Source organism: Halomonas sp. 328 (genome assembly GCF_015645095.1).
Lineage (GTDB): Bacteria > Pseudomonadota > Gammaproteobacteria > Pseudomonadales > Halomonadaceae > Bisbaumannia.
The window spans coordinates 49,068-64,179 of record NZ_JADOTW010000005.1 but is presented as its reverse complement, the minus strand read 5'-3'; the positions used below and the strand labels follow the sequence as shown (position 1 = coordinate 64,179).

Below are 15,112 nucleotides of genomic sequence, written 5' to 3'. Positions count from 1 at the left end.
CAAAACCGCCGCCCCGAATCGGGACGGCGGTATCGCTTAGTCGGCCTTGAGCACGCCGCGGCGAATCTGATCCTCCTCGATGGATTCGAACAGGGCCTTGAAATTGCCCTCGCCGAAGCCGTCGTTACCCTTGCGCTGAATGATCTCGAAGAAGATCGGACCAATCACGGTCTCGGTGAAGATCTGCAGCAGCACGCCCTGGTCCGGCGCACCGTCCACCAGCAGGCTCAGCTCGCGCAGCTCCTCGAGGTTCTCCTCGTGGTTGGGGACCCGGGCATCGACCTTCTCGTAGTAGGTGTCCGGGGTGGTGAGGAAGGTGACACCCTTGGCCTTGAGCGCCTTGACGGTGGCGTAGATATCGTCGGTGGCCATGGCCAGGTGCTGGATCCCCTCGCCGTTGTACTCGCGCAGGAATTCGGCGATCTGGGAGTTGTCGTCGGCGGACTCGTTGATGGGGATATGCATCTTGCCACAGGGGGCGGTCATGGCCCGGGAGAAGAGCCCGGTCATCTTGCCTTCGATATCGAAGTAGCGGATCTCGCGGAAATTGGCGATGCGGGTGTAGAAGTCGGCCCAGACGTCCATCTGGCCGCGGTCCACGTTGTGAGTCAGGTGGTCGAGGACCTTGAGACCGACGCTGTTATCCTGAGCGGTACGCCCGTCGATGGCCTCGAAATCGATGTCATAGATGGTGCGCCCCTGGTCGTCGAGCTGGTCGTCGACGAAGTAGAGCAGCGACCCACCGATGCCCTTGACCGCGGGAATCCCCACCTCGCCGGGGCCCACCGGGTTCTCCATGGCCTCGGCGCCATTGGCCAGGGCGTGTTCGTAGGCCTGCTTGGCGTCGGCCACCTTCCAGGCCATGGCGCAGGCGCTGGGGCCGTGGACGCGGGCGAACTCGGCGGCATGGCTGCCCGGCTCGGCGTTGAGGACGAAGTTCACCCCCTCCTGCTGGAAGAGGAACACCTGCTTGGAGCGGTGCTTGCGGGTCTCGGTGAAGCCCAGCTGGGTGAAGAGCCCACGCAGGGCCTCGATGCCTGCGGCATCCGGGGCGGTGAACTCGACGAATTCAAAGCCATTGGTGCCGATGGGGTTATGGGGCGAGACCTGGGCGGTCGTCTGGGTCTGTGCCACGGCGTTCATGGTGAGCCTCCGGTTGTTGTGTCGTCTTGACCCGGTCATCACCGGGCGGGATGGCTACAGGCTAGGGCCCGGGAGGCGCGCCGGGAATGGCACCATCGCCGGCAAGGCCCAGCAATTCCCGGCGCCCAGCGGCACCTGACGTAAACTTCTTCTTACACCCCCCGCCCCCCGCCGGATAGCGCCCCCCGAGTGGTGCGACGACCTGACAGGCCGTAAAGAAAACGTGACAACGTTATGCCAGCATGCTCCCGCTAGCCAGTTGCCAGGCCACCCAGCCCAGCATGGCGGCGATCCCCAGATCGATCAGTCGCCAGGTCCTGGGACTGGCCAGGCGGGGCGCCAGCCAGGCAGCGGCCCCCACCAGGCCGAAGAACCAGGCACAGGAGGCCAGGGCCGCCCCTATCATGAACCCCAGCGGACTGGGCTGGAGGGCACCGATGGTTCCCAGCAAGAGCAGGGTGTCGAGGTAGACCTGGGGATTGAGCAGGGTCACCGCCAGGGTGGTCAGGACCACCACCCGGCGAGAGCGTAGCGTCGTGCCAGGTCCCACCAACCCCTGGGCCCCAGCGGCCCGACGCAGTGCCAGCCCCGCCTGCCAGGCCAGGAACAGGGCCCCACCCCAGCGCGCCACGACGATCAGGGCCGGCTGCTGGGCCAGCAGGGCCCCCACCCCCAACACGCCGAAACCGATCAACAGCCAGTCACAGAGGGCACAGATAGCGGCCACCAGGTAGGCGTGTTCCCGGCGCAAGCCCTGGTTGAGCACGAAGGCATTCTGGGCCCCGATGGCGATGATCAGCCCGGCCCCCACCACCACCCCATGAAACAGCGAACTCCACACGTCACCTTTCCTCGATGCGAAACTGGAGCGCCCAGGCTAGAGTGACACCATGAATCAATAAAATTAATTCACCGAATGAGAAAGAAGAAAAACTAATGCTCGACTACAAGCTTCTCGAGGCCCTGACCGCGGTAGTGGACCAGGGTGGCTTCGAACGCGGCGCCCAGCGACTGGGACTGACCCAGTCGGCGGTCTCCCAACGCATCAAGCTGCTGGAGGCTCGCCTCGGCCAGCCGGTACTGGTGCGCGGTCCCCGCCTCGCCCCGACTCCGGTCGGGCGCCGTCTGCTCAATCATGCTCGCCAGGTACGCCTGCTCGAACATGACCTGCTGGACCAGGTGCCGACCCTGGGCGAAGCGGAGCCACGCCTGCGCCTGGCGATCAATGCCGACAGCCTGGCCACCTGGTGGCCCGCCAGCATGGCGACCTTCTGCCGCGAACGGCGGCTGCTCTTCGAGTTGCTGGTGGAGGACCAGGAGGTGGCCCTCAAACGCATGCGCGACGGCGAGGTCGCGGGCTGTCTCTGCGATAGCCCGCGCCCGGTCCAGGGCGCCCGCAGCCATGCCCTGGGCCAGATGCGCTATCGCGCCCTGGCCAGCCCCGACTTCGTGGCACGGCACTTCACCGCAGGGCTCAGCCATGACGCCCTGCGAAGGGCCCCGGCCATCGTCTATGGCCCGGACGATCGCCTGCAGCATCGCTACCTGGCCCGTCACGGCTTCCATGAGCCCTTTCCCCACCACCTCTGCCCCTCCTCGGAGGGCTTCGTGGGCATGGCGCTCGCCGGGCTCGGCTACGGCATGATCCCCGAGCGCCAGGTGACCCGGGAACTGGCCGAGGGTCGCCTGGTGGAACTGCCCGGCCCCGATGACCCGACGCGCCGCATCGAGGTCCCCCTCTACTGGCATCACTGGCGTCAAGGGGGCGAGACCCTGGAGGCCCTGACCGGCCACCTGCTCAGACACAGTGGCGACTGGCTGGAAGCGCTGCCCAGAGACGACGATGCCCCGCGCTAGGCGGGGCATCATCAGGTTGCCTACGAGACGTCGGCGAGCGCAGCCAGTTTTCGTACGGAGCCTAGCCTGGGGGAGTGGTGTCTACTCTTTAAGTAACGCCTCCACGCTGGCCACCTTGTCATCCATGGACTGCGTCCGATCGATGCGGGTGCCCACCTTGAGGGTCGAGGTGATGCGCGGCGCCCCCATCTCGTGCACCACCTCATGGCAGCGCTTCACCACCGCCATCACCTCATCCCAGGGCCCCTCGATATTGGTGCCATAGGCGTGCATACGATGACTCAGCCCGGAGGCCTGAATGACCCGCTGACAGGCCGCCACCTGGGGGGATACCGAGACGCCCACGCCTAGGGGCACCACGCAGAGATCCACCATGACTTGCATATCACGCCTCTCCTTATCGTTGGAAATGCCTTGATTACCAAGGATTAGTCGCTTGAACTATGCTCAATCCTAAGTTGCCGGCAGCCGCGGAGCCAGCCCATGCTCCCACCAGGCCCAGGAGGACGCCATGACCAGTGACACCCACATCGCCCCCCTTACCCTGCCGGATACTCGCGCCAGACGCATTATCGAACAGCTGCTGACAGGTTCCGGCGTGACCCTCAACGGCGACCAGCCCTGGGACCTGCGGGTCTATCACCCCGACTTCTTCTCCCGGGTGCTTCATCAGGGCACCCTGGGACTGGGCGAAGCCTATATGGATGGCTGGTGGGAGTGCGACCGTATCGACGAGATGACCTGTCGCCTGCTGCTGCACGGCCTGGGCGAACGCGCCCATACGCCCACCGAACGGCTGATGTATCGGCTGCAGTCGGGTTTCTTCAACCTGCAGAGCAAGGCCCGCGCCTATATCGTCGGCGAGGCCCACTATGACCTGGGCAACGACCTCTTCGAGCGCATGCTCGATCCCACCATGTGCTACTCCTGTGGCTACTGGAAGGAGGCCAGGAATCTGCACGAGGCCCAGCGGGCCAAACTGGAGCTGGCCTGTCGCAAGCTCGACCTGCAGCCGGGCATGCGGGTACTGGATATCGGCTGCGGCTGGGGAAGCTTCGCCGAACATGCCGCCCGCCACCACGGCGTGGAGGTCACCGGCATCACCATCTCGAAGGAGCAGGCCGCCCTGGCCCGTGAGCGCTGCGAGGGCCTGCCGGTGGAGATCCGCCTGCAGGACTACCGCGACCTGGAGGGCCACTACGACCGCATCGTCTCCATCGGCATGTTCGAGCACGTGGGCCACCGCAACTACCCCACCTACTTCCAGACCGTGGAGCGGCTACTGGATGCCGGGGGCCTCTTCCTGCTCCACACCATCGGCTCCAACAACTCCGACATCAGTACCGACCCCTGGATCAACAAGTACATCTTCCCCAACGGAATACTGCCCTCGGCGATGCACATCGCCAAGGCCAGCGAGGCGCACCTGATGATGGAGGACTGGCAGAACTTCGGCCCCGACTACGACCGTACCCTGATGGCCTGGCTGGCCAATGTCGATGAGCACTGGCACGAGATCGCCGACAACTATAACGAACGCACCCGGCGCATGTTTCGGTACTACCTGTCAGTCTGTGCCGGTGGCTTCCGTGCCCGCCATATGCAACTCTGGCAGGTAGTCTTCTCCCGTGGACGCCTCGGCCGCTACGACGCTCCACGCTGATACCTCATTCAAGGAGCCCAGGACTTGCGCCGGGGCGCCTGTTCCAGCTCTCTACTACGCCTCTCCGTCTATGCCGGCGGCTTCCGTGCCCGCCATATGCCACTCTGGCAGGTGGTCTTCTCCCGCGAGCGCCTCGGCCGCTACGACGCCCCCCGCTGATCAGCTCATTCGAGAAGCACAGGACTTGCGCCGGGGCGCATGTTCCGGCTCTCTACGACCCTGTCGGCCTGTGCCGGCGGCTTCCGTGCCCGCCATATGCCACTCTGGCAGGTGGTCTTCTCCCGGGGCCGCCTCGGCCGCTACGACGCTCCACGCTGATACCTCATTCAAGGAGCCCAGGACTTGCGCCGGGGCGCCTGTTCCGGCTCTCTACGACCCTGTCGGCCTGTGCCGGCGGCTTCCGTGCCCGCCATATGCAACTCTGGCAGGTGGTCTTCTCCCGCGGACGCCCCGGCCGCTACGACGCCCCTCGCTGATTGGCTCATTCGAGGAACACAGGACCTGCGCCGGGGCGCATGTTCCGCTACGACTACGACGCCCCCGCTGAAAGCGCTATAGCAGCCGGACTGGCGCACCCACCAACCATGGCCAATCTCTTACATGGATAGTGTAAGATAGCCTACTTCCAAGAGAGGATAGCCTCGCCGCCTACCACGGGTAGGATATTCGGTTCGATAAAAACTAATAAACCCATCGTCAATGAACGATGGATAATAAGAACATCACACGCAGGGAAGGCCCATGCCTTTCGATTCCACCACCCTGGAACGCCCCGGGGAGGCCGCACAGCGGCTGGCGATCCTGAGTGCCCGCCTGCCGGGACTGATCTTCCAATGCTATCGCAGTGCCGAGGGAAGGATCCGCTTCCCCTATATCGCCGGCGCCGACAGCCCGGTGCTGGGCGATGCCCAACAGCGGCTGCGACTCGCCGAGGATGGCCGCCACGCCTTCGATCGGGTCCATCCCGACGATTTTCCCCGCCTGATGGTGGCGGTGGAGCGCTCGGCCAAGAGCCTGAGCCTGATGGCGACCCAGTTTCGCCTCAACCGCCCCAAGGGCGGCGAGGCCTGGTTCGGCGTGCGCGCCCAGCCGGAACCCCATGGCGACGGTACCCTCTGGCACGGCGTCATGGTCGATATCAGCGAACAGATCGCCCATCAGGCGCATCTTCGCGAGCTCTCCGACACCGACGAGCTGACCGGCCTGCCCAATCGGCGCAAGCTGATGAGCTGCCTCGACTACCAGCTCGCCCTGAGCTGCCGCCATGGCACGCCCTTGTCACTGATCCTCTTCGACCTGGACCACTTCAAGCGCGTCAATGACAGCTGGGGCCATCTCAGGGGTGACGAGGTGCTGTGCCGGCTGGCGGCCCTCTGCCAGGAGGAACTGCGCGGCGAGGATACCCTGGCCCGACTGGGTGGCGAAGAGTTCGCCGTCCTGCTGCCGCTGACGCCGCGCCCCCAGGCCCTGGCGGTGGCACAGCGCCTGCGCGAAAGGGTCGCCGACCACGATTTCGGGCTCTTTCCACAGCGAGTGACCATCAGCCTGGGCATCGCCGAGTATCGTATCGGCGAAAGCCGCGAGGCGCTGATCGACCGCGCCGACCGCCACCTCTATGTCGCCAAGGAGTCGGGGCGCAATCGCGCCATCGACGCCCCGGACGACTAGCGCGTCCGGCACATCTCCGCAGCATCGGGGCGCCATCGACGCACCGGACGACTAGCGCGTCCGGCACATCTCCGCAGCATCGGGGCGCAATCGCGCCATCGACGCCCCGGACGACTAGCGCGTCCGGCACATCTGCGCGGGATGGTGCAGCTGCGCCAGCAGGTAGGCCTCGAGATCCGCCGCCACGCCCATCTCGCGAAGCGCCACCGCCATGCAGGCCAGCCAGGCGTCCCGCTCCTCGGGACCGATATCCAGGTGGCGATGGGCGGCGGGAATGGCAATGGGACCGAAGCGCTCCCGATAACGCCGAGGACCGCCCATCCAGCCGACCAGGAAGGTGGCGAGCTTGTCCCGGGATTCGTCGAGCGATGCCGGGTGCATGGCGCGAATGCGCCGCGCCTCCGGCAGGCGCTCCATGGCGGCATAGAAACGCCCCACCAGCTCCTCCACCGCCGCCTCGCCCCCCAGGGCCCGCAGGGTGCTATCGCCTACCCCGAATAACGTCGTCATTGGCTCTTCTCATTAGTGTCGATAGCTTCGAGCCAGGCGGCCTCCACACGAGTATCCAGGGCCAGTCCCGCCAAGCGCATAAGGGTGGCATCCTCGACCCACTCCTGATCGAGACCACGCTGCCACCCCTGCCCCGGCACCTGCCCCGCCTTGCCGGTCAAGGCATCCAGCGGATGTCCCTGGGCCGCCTGCAACGTCGTTATCATGGGTTCATAGAGAGCCGATAGCGCGAGCCGTGGCAGGTGCCGCTTCAGGGCCCGATAAATCCGCAGCCCCTCGGGATCCAGGTCTCCCCAGTAGGTCATATTCGGCAAGGTCAGCAGGGCCTTCAGCGAGGCCCCGGGCAATCGAGGCCCCACCAGCCGGATTCGTTCAGGCCGTGACAGCGCCTCGCCCAGGGAGAGGCCATAACCGAAGCTGCAAATCAACGCCAGCTCATCATCGATGCCCAGCTCGCAAGCCTGGGAAAAACTCTGGGGATTCTCGATCAACAGGAGTCCCCGAGGGGATCGGGGCCCACTGGCCAGCACCCAGGTCACCGGAAGACGGAACGCTGACACCTGAATGCCGAAAGCGATCAGTAACTCCTGGGGCAACGCAGTCAGCAGCTTGCTGCTGCCCAACAAATAACAGGCGCTGGCACGATAGGCCCCCAGGTCATAGGCGGCCGGCAGCGCCGCGGCCAGGGATCGCAACCCCGCAACCAAGGCCATCTGGTCCGAAGCCGACCAGCCACCCAGAGCCCCTTCCAGGGCGCGCTCCCAAGCTCGAGCCTGCGCCGGCGTCAGCCCCAGTTCGACCGCGGCCCGGGGTAGTCCTCGCACCAGCGCCTCGGTCCAGTGGGGATCCAGCCCGACCCGGGGGTTCAGCCCCAAGCGAGGTGCCAGGCTCACCCCATCCGCGACTGCCAGGATCCCAGCCCGCTGCAGACGTTCCAGGTACTGGCGCGCCTCCAGCTGGGTCCGGCAGGCCTCCAGTGTCATCAGGCGCGCCACCAGCGTCGTGGCCTGCCAGCGCTTGCCGGACCCATGGCGCCGATAATGGCGAAGCCAGGCCGCCTCCATCCACGCCAGCAGCTCCCGGGCCGGCGCCTCCAGCGTTGACAGCAATCGTTGCCGGGCCTCGCTCACGAGGCCGGCTCGCTGATATGGATACCGAACAGGCTGGCCTCGCCGCTGGAGCGCCCCAGGGCCTCGGGCTCGGTGATGCGACCGTCGCGGACCATCACATGGCCCCCTTGCCCCTGGGCACCGCCGATCACGCTGCCCACCAGGTAGGTGGGGAAGATGCCCGAGTCGTTCTCGTAGTTGGGGTTGTGGATCAGGCCGATCATCTGGAAGCGCCCCCGGGTGTTGCGCAGCGATTCCAGGGAGTCCTGGATCAGGCGGCGATGGGAGAGCTTGGAGAAAAGGCCGTCGAGCAGGATGACACTCTCGCGACTGGCCCGGGCGCGGCGCTTGTGGTGGCCGGGCAGCTCCCGCAACTCCCGCTCGATGGCGAACTCGGAGAGCTTGACCAGCCACATCAGCGACACCGCCTCGCGCTGCCCCTCGGACATGTCCTCGTTGAGGGAGAAGAGCCGCCCATGGGGGCGGATCGCCTCATGCTTGAGGCGGATCGACACCTCATGGAAGAGGCCCCGATAGATGCGCCGACGGATCTGTCGCAGCAAGTCCTCGTCGCGGCGCCGCGGCTCGCCGCCATCGCGCTCGGCGCGGCGCTGCAGCAGCGCCTGGTGCTCGTCGATCTCCACCAGCAGGCCGCGGATCAGCTCGCTCAGGGCCTCGGGACCGATCAGCGACGCCTTGACCTCGAAGAAGGCGCCCCCCTCACCGTGGCTGCGCGCCACCCGCTTGAGAATATCCAGGTTGCCGGCGGCATCGCCGATGATCGAGCTCAGGCGCTCCACCAGGGTGCCCTCGATCTGCTCGCGGGACTCCTGCAGCCGCGTCACTCGGCCCTGGTGCAACGCGAGCTGCTCCTGGAGCTGCCCGTGCAGCGCCGCCAGGTCCTCCAGGGCGGCGGCGCCGGCGTCCTGGAAGGCCGCCAGCCGGGCTCGCTCGGTGTCGCTGAAGCGCTGGCTCTGGGCGGCGGCATCCAGGGCCTCGGCCAGGCGCTCCGCCAGTTGTGCCACGCCGCGCGCCTGGCGCTCCCGGTTACGCGCCCGCTCGCCGAGGTTGAGCTCGCCGAGGGCATCCAGCAGGGCCTGCTGGCAGGCCTCCAGGGCCGGGAGCTCGAGGGCCTCGGTCTCGACCGCCAACTGCCGCCAGCGCGCCAGGGCCGCCTGACGCGCCTCCCAGGCCTCCGCCTCCGGCGGCCACTGGGCGGCCTCGTCCAGGTCCTCCAGGGCCGCCAGGCGCCGTGCCCAGCCCTCGGGCAACTCACGCACCACCCTGAGCCACTCGCCGGCCAGTTGATCGACCCAACCCAGGGCCTGGGTCAGGGCGCTCAGGCGCTGCGCCAGGGCCTCGCGCTCGTCGCGCTTTGCCTTGAGAGTCTCGCGCAATTCGCTGCGCTCGCGCTTGACCCGCGCCAGCTCGCGGGTCAGCCGCTGGCCGCCACCGCCGGCATCGCGCACCGCCAGGTAGGCGCGAATCCGCGCGAAGTCGAAATCGGCGCGGCGTGTCGCCCGGGCCAGCTCGTCCTCGAGACGCGCCTGCGCCTCGCTGGCACCGGCCATAAAGGCATCGCCACCCTCGGCCTCGAAACGGGCCAGGGCGCGCAGGCGATCCCGCTCGCCATCGCCGAACAGGCCACGCCGCGCCGCCACCAGCTCCTCCAGGCGACGCTCGCCGGCGTCGCGCCGCGCCTCCACCTCGGCCAGTTGGGCCCGCAGGGTCTCGCGCTCGGCCGCCAGGGCAGAGAGTCGTGCCTCCAGGGCCGCCAGGCGCTCGACACCACCGGCATCGGCGAACTGCTCCGCCGCCAGCCAGGTCTTGCCATGGGCCGCCAACTCGGCCTCCGCCGCCTTATGGCGGGGTAGCGAGTCGGCCAGTCTCGCCTCGGCGGTGAGGCGCGCCTCGGCGGCCGCCTCCAGGGCCACCTCGCCGCCCTCCTGGAGATAGCGTTGATAATCGTCGATCGCCGCCAGGGCCGCCTCGGTGAGGCGCGGCGCCAGCTCGGCCCGCTGGGTGTCGAGCGCTTCCCGCCGGGTCGCCAGCCGCTCCAGGGCCTCCACCACGCCGGCCTCGTCCGCGGCCTGGGCCTGCAGGGCCAGGGCGAAGGTCTCGCCGTGGGGGTCGAGGCGCACGCACTCTTCGGCCAGGGCGGCCCGCCGCTCCCGATCCGCCGCCAGGCGCCGTTCGGTGGCCTCGCGCAGCTCGTCGAGATAGCGCGGGTCGAGGGCCGCCTTGACCGCGAGCGTTTCGAGGCCCTGCACGGCACCCAGGGGCGGCTCGCCAGCGGCCAAGCGCCGGGCCAGTTGCCCGGCCTCCAGCACCGGCAGGGCCAGGCCCGCCTCATCGAACTCGCCGGCGGCGGCCTCGGCGGCGGCCTGACCCTCCACCACCGGGGCGAAGAGCACCCCGGCGGCCTGCACCAGCCAGTCGCGACGCCGCGCCGGGTCGGCCTGGGGATCGTTGAGCACCTCGTGCAGGGGCCGCCAGGCGATCCCCGCCTCGCTCAGCCGGCGCTCGGCCTCGGCCTCCACGGCCCGCCGCTCCAGCGGGTCCCCGGCCAGGCTGGCCAGGTAGGCCTCGCGCTGGGCGATGCCGGCATCCAGCGCCTCGGCCTCGCCCAGCAGCCGCGGGTACCGGCGCCGGGCATCCTTGAGCCAGGCTTCCGGGGCCAGATCGCTGCGCTCGGCGAAGTCGAGTCGCGCCTGATGCAAGGCGCGCAGTCTCGTCTCCTCCTGGTCCAGGCGGTGCGACTCGTCGTCCAGTTCCCGGGCTCGGGCCTGCAGGCGGCCACGCAGGTGCACCGGCTCCTCGTCGCCATGCAGTTCGGCATAGTGACGCGCCGCCTCGGCCAGGGGCGCCAGGCGAGCCTGGTCACGCTGGGCCTCGTCAAGGTCACGGCGGGCCTGGCGACACTCGGCCTCGAGCTCCGCCAGCTCGGTCTTGCGACGGGTCCAGAAGCCCTGGGGCGAGGCCTCCGGCCAGCCCGCCACGAAGGCCTGCCAGGGTCCCTGGCCCTGGGCGAGCAGGCCCTGCTCGCCGCCGAGGCGCTGCTGTTCGTCGCGCAGCGTCTCAGCCTGGCGGCGCAGGTCGTCACAGCGCTCCACCAGCGGGCCCAGGGCCTCGCGCTCCGCCTCGGCGGCCTCCTCCAGGCTCGCCTCCCGGGCCTGCTTCTCCTCCAGCCGTTCGGCGGGGGAGGCATCCGGGTGCTGGCGCCGGAAGTCGGCATGCCAGGCCGCCACCTGCCGGAGTTCGCCGACCCGTCCCAGGTGGTCGTTGAGGGCCCGACGGGCCGCCTCGGCCTCTCGCCGGCTGGCCTCGGCGGTCTGCTCGGGCGCCTCCAGCTCCGCCTCCGCGAAGAGCCCCTCCTCCAGGGCCTGGGCATAAAAGCTCTGGTTGTCGATGAAATCCTTCTGCTGGTTGGCCAGCCGCTCCGCCTCCTCCTCCAGGGCCTCGCCCCGGGCCTCCAGCTCGTGGAGTTCCCGGCCCAGCTCTTCCTGGTAGGTGCGATCGGCGATCACCTCCTCCCGGAAGAGGTTGCCATCCAGGGCCTCGAAGGCCTCCGCCGCCGCCTCCAGCGTGGTCAGGGCGCGCTGGCGGGACACATCGTCGGCGAAGGCGAGGGTCTCGGCGAGCCAGCCCCGGGCCGTGGCGAAGTCCACATGGGTCGGCTCGCGCCCCTGCAGCCAGGCCGCCTCGGGCAGGTGAATCAGGCGTCGATGCCCCTCCAGGCGGGCCCCGCCCTCCTGGAGCGCCTGACGCACCCGGCGTTCGCTCTCGCCGCTGAGCCGGGCCAGCAGGGCGGTGGCGATGCGCGGCCGCCCGGTATCGCCCAGGCCCCAGGCACAGCCGGCGACGATCTCGGGCGTCAGCGCATCCGCCTCATCCGCCACGTCGGGGCGCCGTGGCAGCCCCGGCAGGCCACCCTGGGCCTGCCCCCCGAGCAGCCGCTCCAGACCGGCCAGGTCGGCGTCCAGACGCTCCAGTTCGCGGCGCGCCTCGGCCAGGGCCCGCCCCTGATCGTCGAGTTCGGCCAGGCTCGCCACCTTGTCGGCGGCACGTCGCTGGTCGCGCTCCGCCTCCTCCAGGCGATGGCGCAGTTCGGCGATATTGGTGCCCGAGTTGAGGATCACCTCCTCGATCAGCTCCTCGCTCTCGTCGGTCTCGCCACGCATGGCGCCGGAGAGGATCTCCGGCGCCAGCACCTCGAAGAAGAAGGCCTGGTCCGCCTTCTCGCCGCCGCGGGGCTTGATGGCATTGAAGATCTGGCTCTTGTCGGCGCCGCCCTCCTTCTGGAAGGCGGCCAGTTGAGCCAGCTCGCGCCGCGAGACATGGGCGCCCACCGCCTCCAGCCACTCCTCCCGGTTGTGGGTCAGGCGCACGCCCTGGGCGGCCATCGCCGCCTTGACGTCGCTGTTGGCATAGAGGGCCAGCTTGCCGTCGGCGGTGACATGGTGCACCGGTACCGCCTCCAGGCGCCCCGGGTAGTGATAGAAGGAGAGGCCGCTGCCGTCGCTGTAGCCGTAGAAGCCGAACACAAAGGTCTCGCCGGCCACCTCGTCGCCGGCGGCGGCCAGCATGTCGCCCTGGCCGGGCGCGCCACTCTGGGCGCGAAATTCCACCCGCAGATGGCTCCAGCTGCGCCCCGCCCCGCTCACCGCCGCCGGGGAACACTTGCGCCGGGTGCGCGACAGCAGCGTCTTGTCCCGGGAGAGCAGGCCGATCAGCGCCTCCGCCAGGGTCGTCTTGCCGAAGCCGTTCTCCATGCTGATGGCGCTGGACTGGCCGCGCAGGTCGAGCAGCAGGTGACGCATCTTGGCGTCCCAGGGCGAGGCGATATCGCCATGCTTGTTCAGCAGGTTGGCCACCTCGATACGATTGATCACGCTCATGCCCGATCCTCCTCGGCATCCATTTCCTCGGCATCCGACGCCTCGGTGTCCCTCTCCTCGCCGTCGCTCTCCGCTGCCTCACCCGCCGCGCCGCGGGCCAGGGCCTGCAGATGGGCCAACTGGTGGATGCCCACCTGCTCCGCCTCCAGGGCCCCGAGCAGGGTCTGCTGCCAGATATCGCCCTCCCCGGCCTCGTCCCGGGGAGCCTCCAGCAGGCCGGCGCGCACCTGCAGGTCGATAAAGGCGCGCACCCGGCGGCTGAGGTCCTCGCCGCGCTCCTCGAGCAGGGCGCGACTGGTCTCCGGGGCCGCCTCGCCCAGGTCGCGCAGGGCCTCGAGCTGGTCGCGCAGCAGCTCCAGCAGCTCGCCGCTGGCGAAGGTCGCCTCCTGGTAACGGCTGACATCGGAGAGTGCCCGGTTGTAGCGGGTATAGAGCAGGGCCTGCATCAGCAGCCACAGCTGCAGGTACCACTGGGCCAGTTCGCCGCGGCTCTCCTGGCGCAGGCGCAGGGCCTCGAAGATCGCCTCCCGGGAGAACAGCGGCGGCTGCTCCAGCTGCGGATCCGCCAGCAGCGCATAATAGCGGGACCCCGGGGCGATGCCGGGATAGTCCCCGGCCTCGAAGGCGGTGAGGCGCAGCCCCATGCCGGCCAGGAAGTCGCGCAGCCCCTCGCGCTCGGTGTCGCTGGCATCGTCGAGCAGGGCGCAGACATCCCGCTCGGAGACCTGGCCTTCCCGGGCGGCACGCCGCTTGCGTCCGGCGGGACTGCGTTCGGCGCTGCGGTAGCGCAACAGGTAGGCGACCACTTCGCCCATCTCGGTCATGTTCATTCAGCATTCATCCTTGGCGGTGGCGGCACTCGGGGAAACGACATCGAGGGGCGCAGAAGCCAGGCGCAGCGAGGGGGTCACCTCGCCGCGGATCACCCGGCCATCCTCCAGGGTCACCTCGAAGGGAGTCGGCTCGATGCCCACTCGCAGCCGGGCATCCAGCAGGGCGGTATCGACGAAGGTGTTGAGCAGTTGGGCCAGGCAGTCGCCCTCCTCGAAGCGATGCCAGCCCTCGTCCAGGGCCTCCGGCAGCGCCAACGGCGCCCTGGCCAGGCGCGCCCTGAGGGCCGGGCCACGGGCCTCGAGGAAGCGGGCCAGCAGCGGATCCTCCGGGGTGGCCCCGGGCTCGGCGTCGAACACCAGGGCGGCATGACTGACCTCGGCGCGACGGCTCTCCAGCAGGGGAATCAGGCTCACCGGCCGAGGCATGGCCACCCGCGGCGATCGCGGCATCAGCCGCGCCACCAGGGCATCGCGCAGCGCCGGCGCCGGCGGCACCGCCAGCAGGCCCCGGGCCAGGTCGGTGAAATCCACCACGCCCATGGACTGGATGCGCCCCTCGGCGATATCGGCGAGCAGCTCGGCGAGGCGCCGGGAGAGGTTCTCGATGGCGGTGAGCACCCGGCCGATGGCCCCGGAGAGCACCCGCAGGTCCCAGGCCTCCCCGTCCGGCTGGGCCTCGCACCAGGCGGCGAAGCGCTCGCCGAGCTGCGGGCTGACCAGTTGGGCACGGGCATCGAGCAGGGTCTGCTGGATGGTGGAGAGGGCATGGTGGTAGTGGCGCTGGTTGTCCAGCAGCGCCGCCAGCTTGCCCTCCCGGGTGGGGTTCTCGCGCACCCGGCGCAGCTCCTGGGTCAGGCCGCGGATCGCCAGCAGGATCTGGTTGGTGATATCGGGAATCCGCGCGAAGTCACCGCGGGCCAGGGCCGCCAGCACCTTGGCGGCGTCGTACTCGGAATAGAGCAGGTCCTCCACCTGGCCGGCCAGGGTCACCGCCTGGCGACCGCTGGCGGTGAGCCGCACCTGGCCGGTCTGGCCCTGCTTCTCGATCAGGGCGGTGCGCTTGGTGCTGCGCCGGCGCCGCGCCTCGGCCTCCCCCGGCTGGCGGAAGTGCAGCTCGCTGGGGGTCGCGAGCAGATTGATGACGAAGCCCAGGTCGTCCTGGGCGAGTTCTCCATACTGCGCCGGGTAGGCGGTGCGCAGGTGGGCCAGGCAACGTCCCTGGGTGACGAAGGCGCTGTTGGTGGCGAAGTCCATCTCCAGCAGGTAATCCAGCAGCAGGCAGCCCAGGTCGAGCCAGTAGCCGTCGCGCAGGCCGCGGCGCTGCTCCTGGGTCACCTGGATAAAGGGCGAGCCGGGCTCGTGGGCGCTGTCGTGCAGATCGATCAGCCGGGTGGTGGCGACCAGCAACTTGCTCCAGGCGGTCATGGGTCT

12 protein-coding genes are annotated in these 15,112 nt (G+C 69.0%); 4 read left to right on the top strand and 8 right to left on the bottom strand.

What is annotated here, in order from left to right; all coding sequences use genetic code 11:
* Positions 1-36 precede the first annotated feature (36 nt).
* Together hppD and IHD13_RS03445 are read right to left on the bottom strand one after the other, a co-directional pair.
* On the bottom strand, positions 37-1,143 hold the full coding sequence (gene hppD / locus IHD13_RS03450) for a 4-hydroxyphenylpyruvate dioxygenase (protein WP_195859643.1): 1,107 nt from the start codon (positions 1,141-1,143) through the stop codon (positions 37-39).
* A 232-nt stretch (positions 1,144-1,375) separates the two neighbouring features.
* Positions 1,376-1,984 (bottom strand): LysE/ArgO family amino acid transporter, encoded by a 609-nt coding sequence (locus IHD13_RS03445; protein WP_195859642.1) that lies wholly within the window; start codon positions 1,982-1,984, stop codon positions 1,376-1,378.
* 95 nt (positions 1,985-2,079) lie between these two features.
* On the opposite strand from IHD13_RS03445, the gene IHD13_RS03440 reads away from it, so the two are divergent.
* Entirely contained in the window at positions 2,080-3,000 is a 921-nt protein-coding gene (locus IHD13_RS03440) for a LysR family transcriptional regulator ArgP (RefSeq protein WP_195859641.1), read from the top strand.
* An 81-nt stretch (positions 3,001-3,081) separates the two neighbouring features.
* On the opposite strand, the gene IHD13_RS03435 is transcribed toward IHD13_RS03440, so the two are convergent.
* A complete protein-coding gene (locus IHD13_RS03435) occupies positions 3,082-3,384 on the bottom strand; it encodes an MTH1187 family thiamine-binding protein (protein ID WP_195859640.1) in 303 nt (100 codons plus the stop codon).
* 127 nt (positions 3,385-3,511) lie between these two features.
* On the opposite strand from IHD13_RS03435, the gene cfa reads away from it, so the two are divergent.
* The 3 genes from cfa (at position 3,512) to IHD13_RS03425 (ending at position 6,331) form a co-directional block, all read left to right on the top strand.
* Entirely contained in the window at positions 3,512-4,663 is a 1,152-nt protein-coding gene (gene cfa / locus IHD13_RS03430) for a cyclopropane fatty acyl phospholipid synthase (RefSeq protein WP_195859639.1), read from the top strand.
* 24 nt (positions 4,664-4,687) lie between these two features.
* Complete coding sequence (locus IHD13_RS18420) at positions 4,688-4,822, top strand: hypothetical protein (RefSeq protein WP_268246209.1); 135 nt, start codon at positions 4,688-4,690, stop codon at positions 4,820-4,822.
* A 582-nt stretch (positions 4,823-5,404) separates the two neighbouring features.
* Positions 5,405-6,331, top strand: coding sequence for a sensor domain-containing diguanylate cyclase (locus IHD13_RS03425; protein ID WP_195859638.1), 927 nt, complete (start codon positions 5,405-5,407; stop codon positions 6,329-6,331).
* Between the two features lie 114 nt (positions 6,332-6,445).
* On the opposite strand, the gene IHD13_RS03420 is transcribed toward IHD13_RS03425, so the two are convergent.
* The 5 genes from IHD13_RS03420 to IHD13_RS03400 are packed head-to-tail and all read right to left on the bottom strand — an operon-like array spanning position 6,446 to position 15,106.
* Positions 6,446-6,841, bottom strand: coding sequence for a group II truncated hemoglobin (locus tag IHD13_RS03420; RefSeq protein WP_195859637.1), 396 nt, complete (start codon positions 6,839-6,841; stop codon positions 6,446-6,448).
* Entirely contained in the window at positions 6,838-7,971 is a 1,134-nt protein-coding gene (locus IHD13_RS18530; RefSeq protein ID WP_195859636.1) for a Wadjet anti-phage system protein JetD domain-containing protein, read from the bottom strand. Before IHD13_RS18530 ends, IHD13_RS03420 begins: the two co-directional genes overlap by 4 nt.
* Positions 7,968-12,848: a hypothetical protein gene (locus tag IHD13_RS18415; protein ID WP_195859635.1), complete on the bottom strand. Its 4,881-nt coding sequence runs from the start codon at positions 12,846-12,848 to the stop codon at positions 7,968-7,970. The genes IHD13_RS18530 and IHD13_RS18415 overlap by 4 nt, the downstream gene beginning before the upstream one ends.
* Entirely contained in the window at positions 12,845-13,678 is an 834-nt protein-coding gene (locus IHD13_RS03405) for a hypothetical protein (protein ID WP_230086117.1), read from the bottom strand. The genes IHD13_RS18415 and IHD13_RS03405 overlap by 4 nt, the downstream gene beginning before the upstream one ends.
* A complete protein-coding gene (locus tag IHD13_RS03400) occupies positions 13,679-15,106 on the bottom strand; it encodes a hypothetical protein (protein WP_195859634.1) in 1,428 nt (475 codons plus the stop codon).
* Between the last annotated feature and the right edge of the window lie 6 nt (positions 15,107-15,112).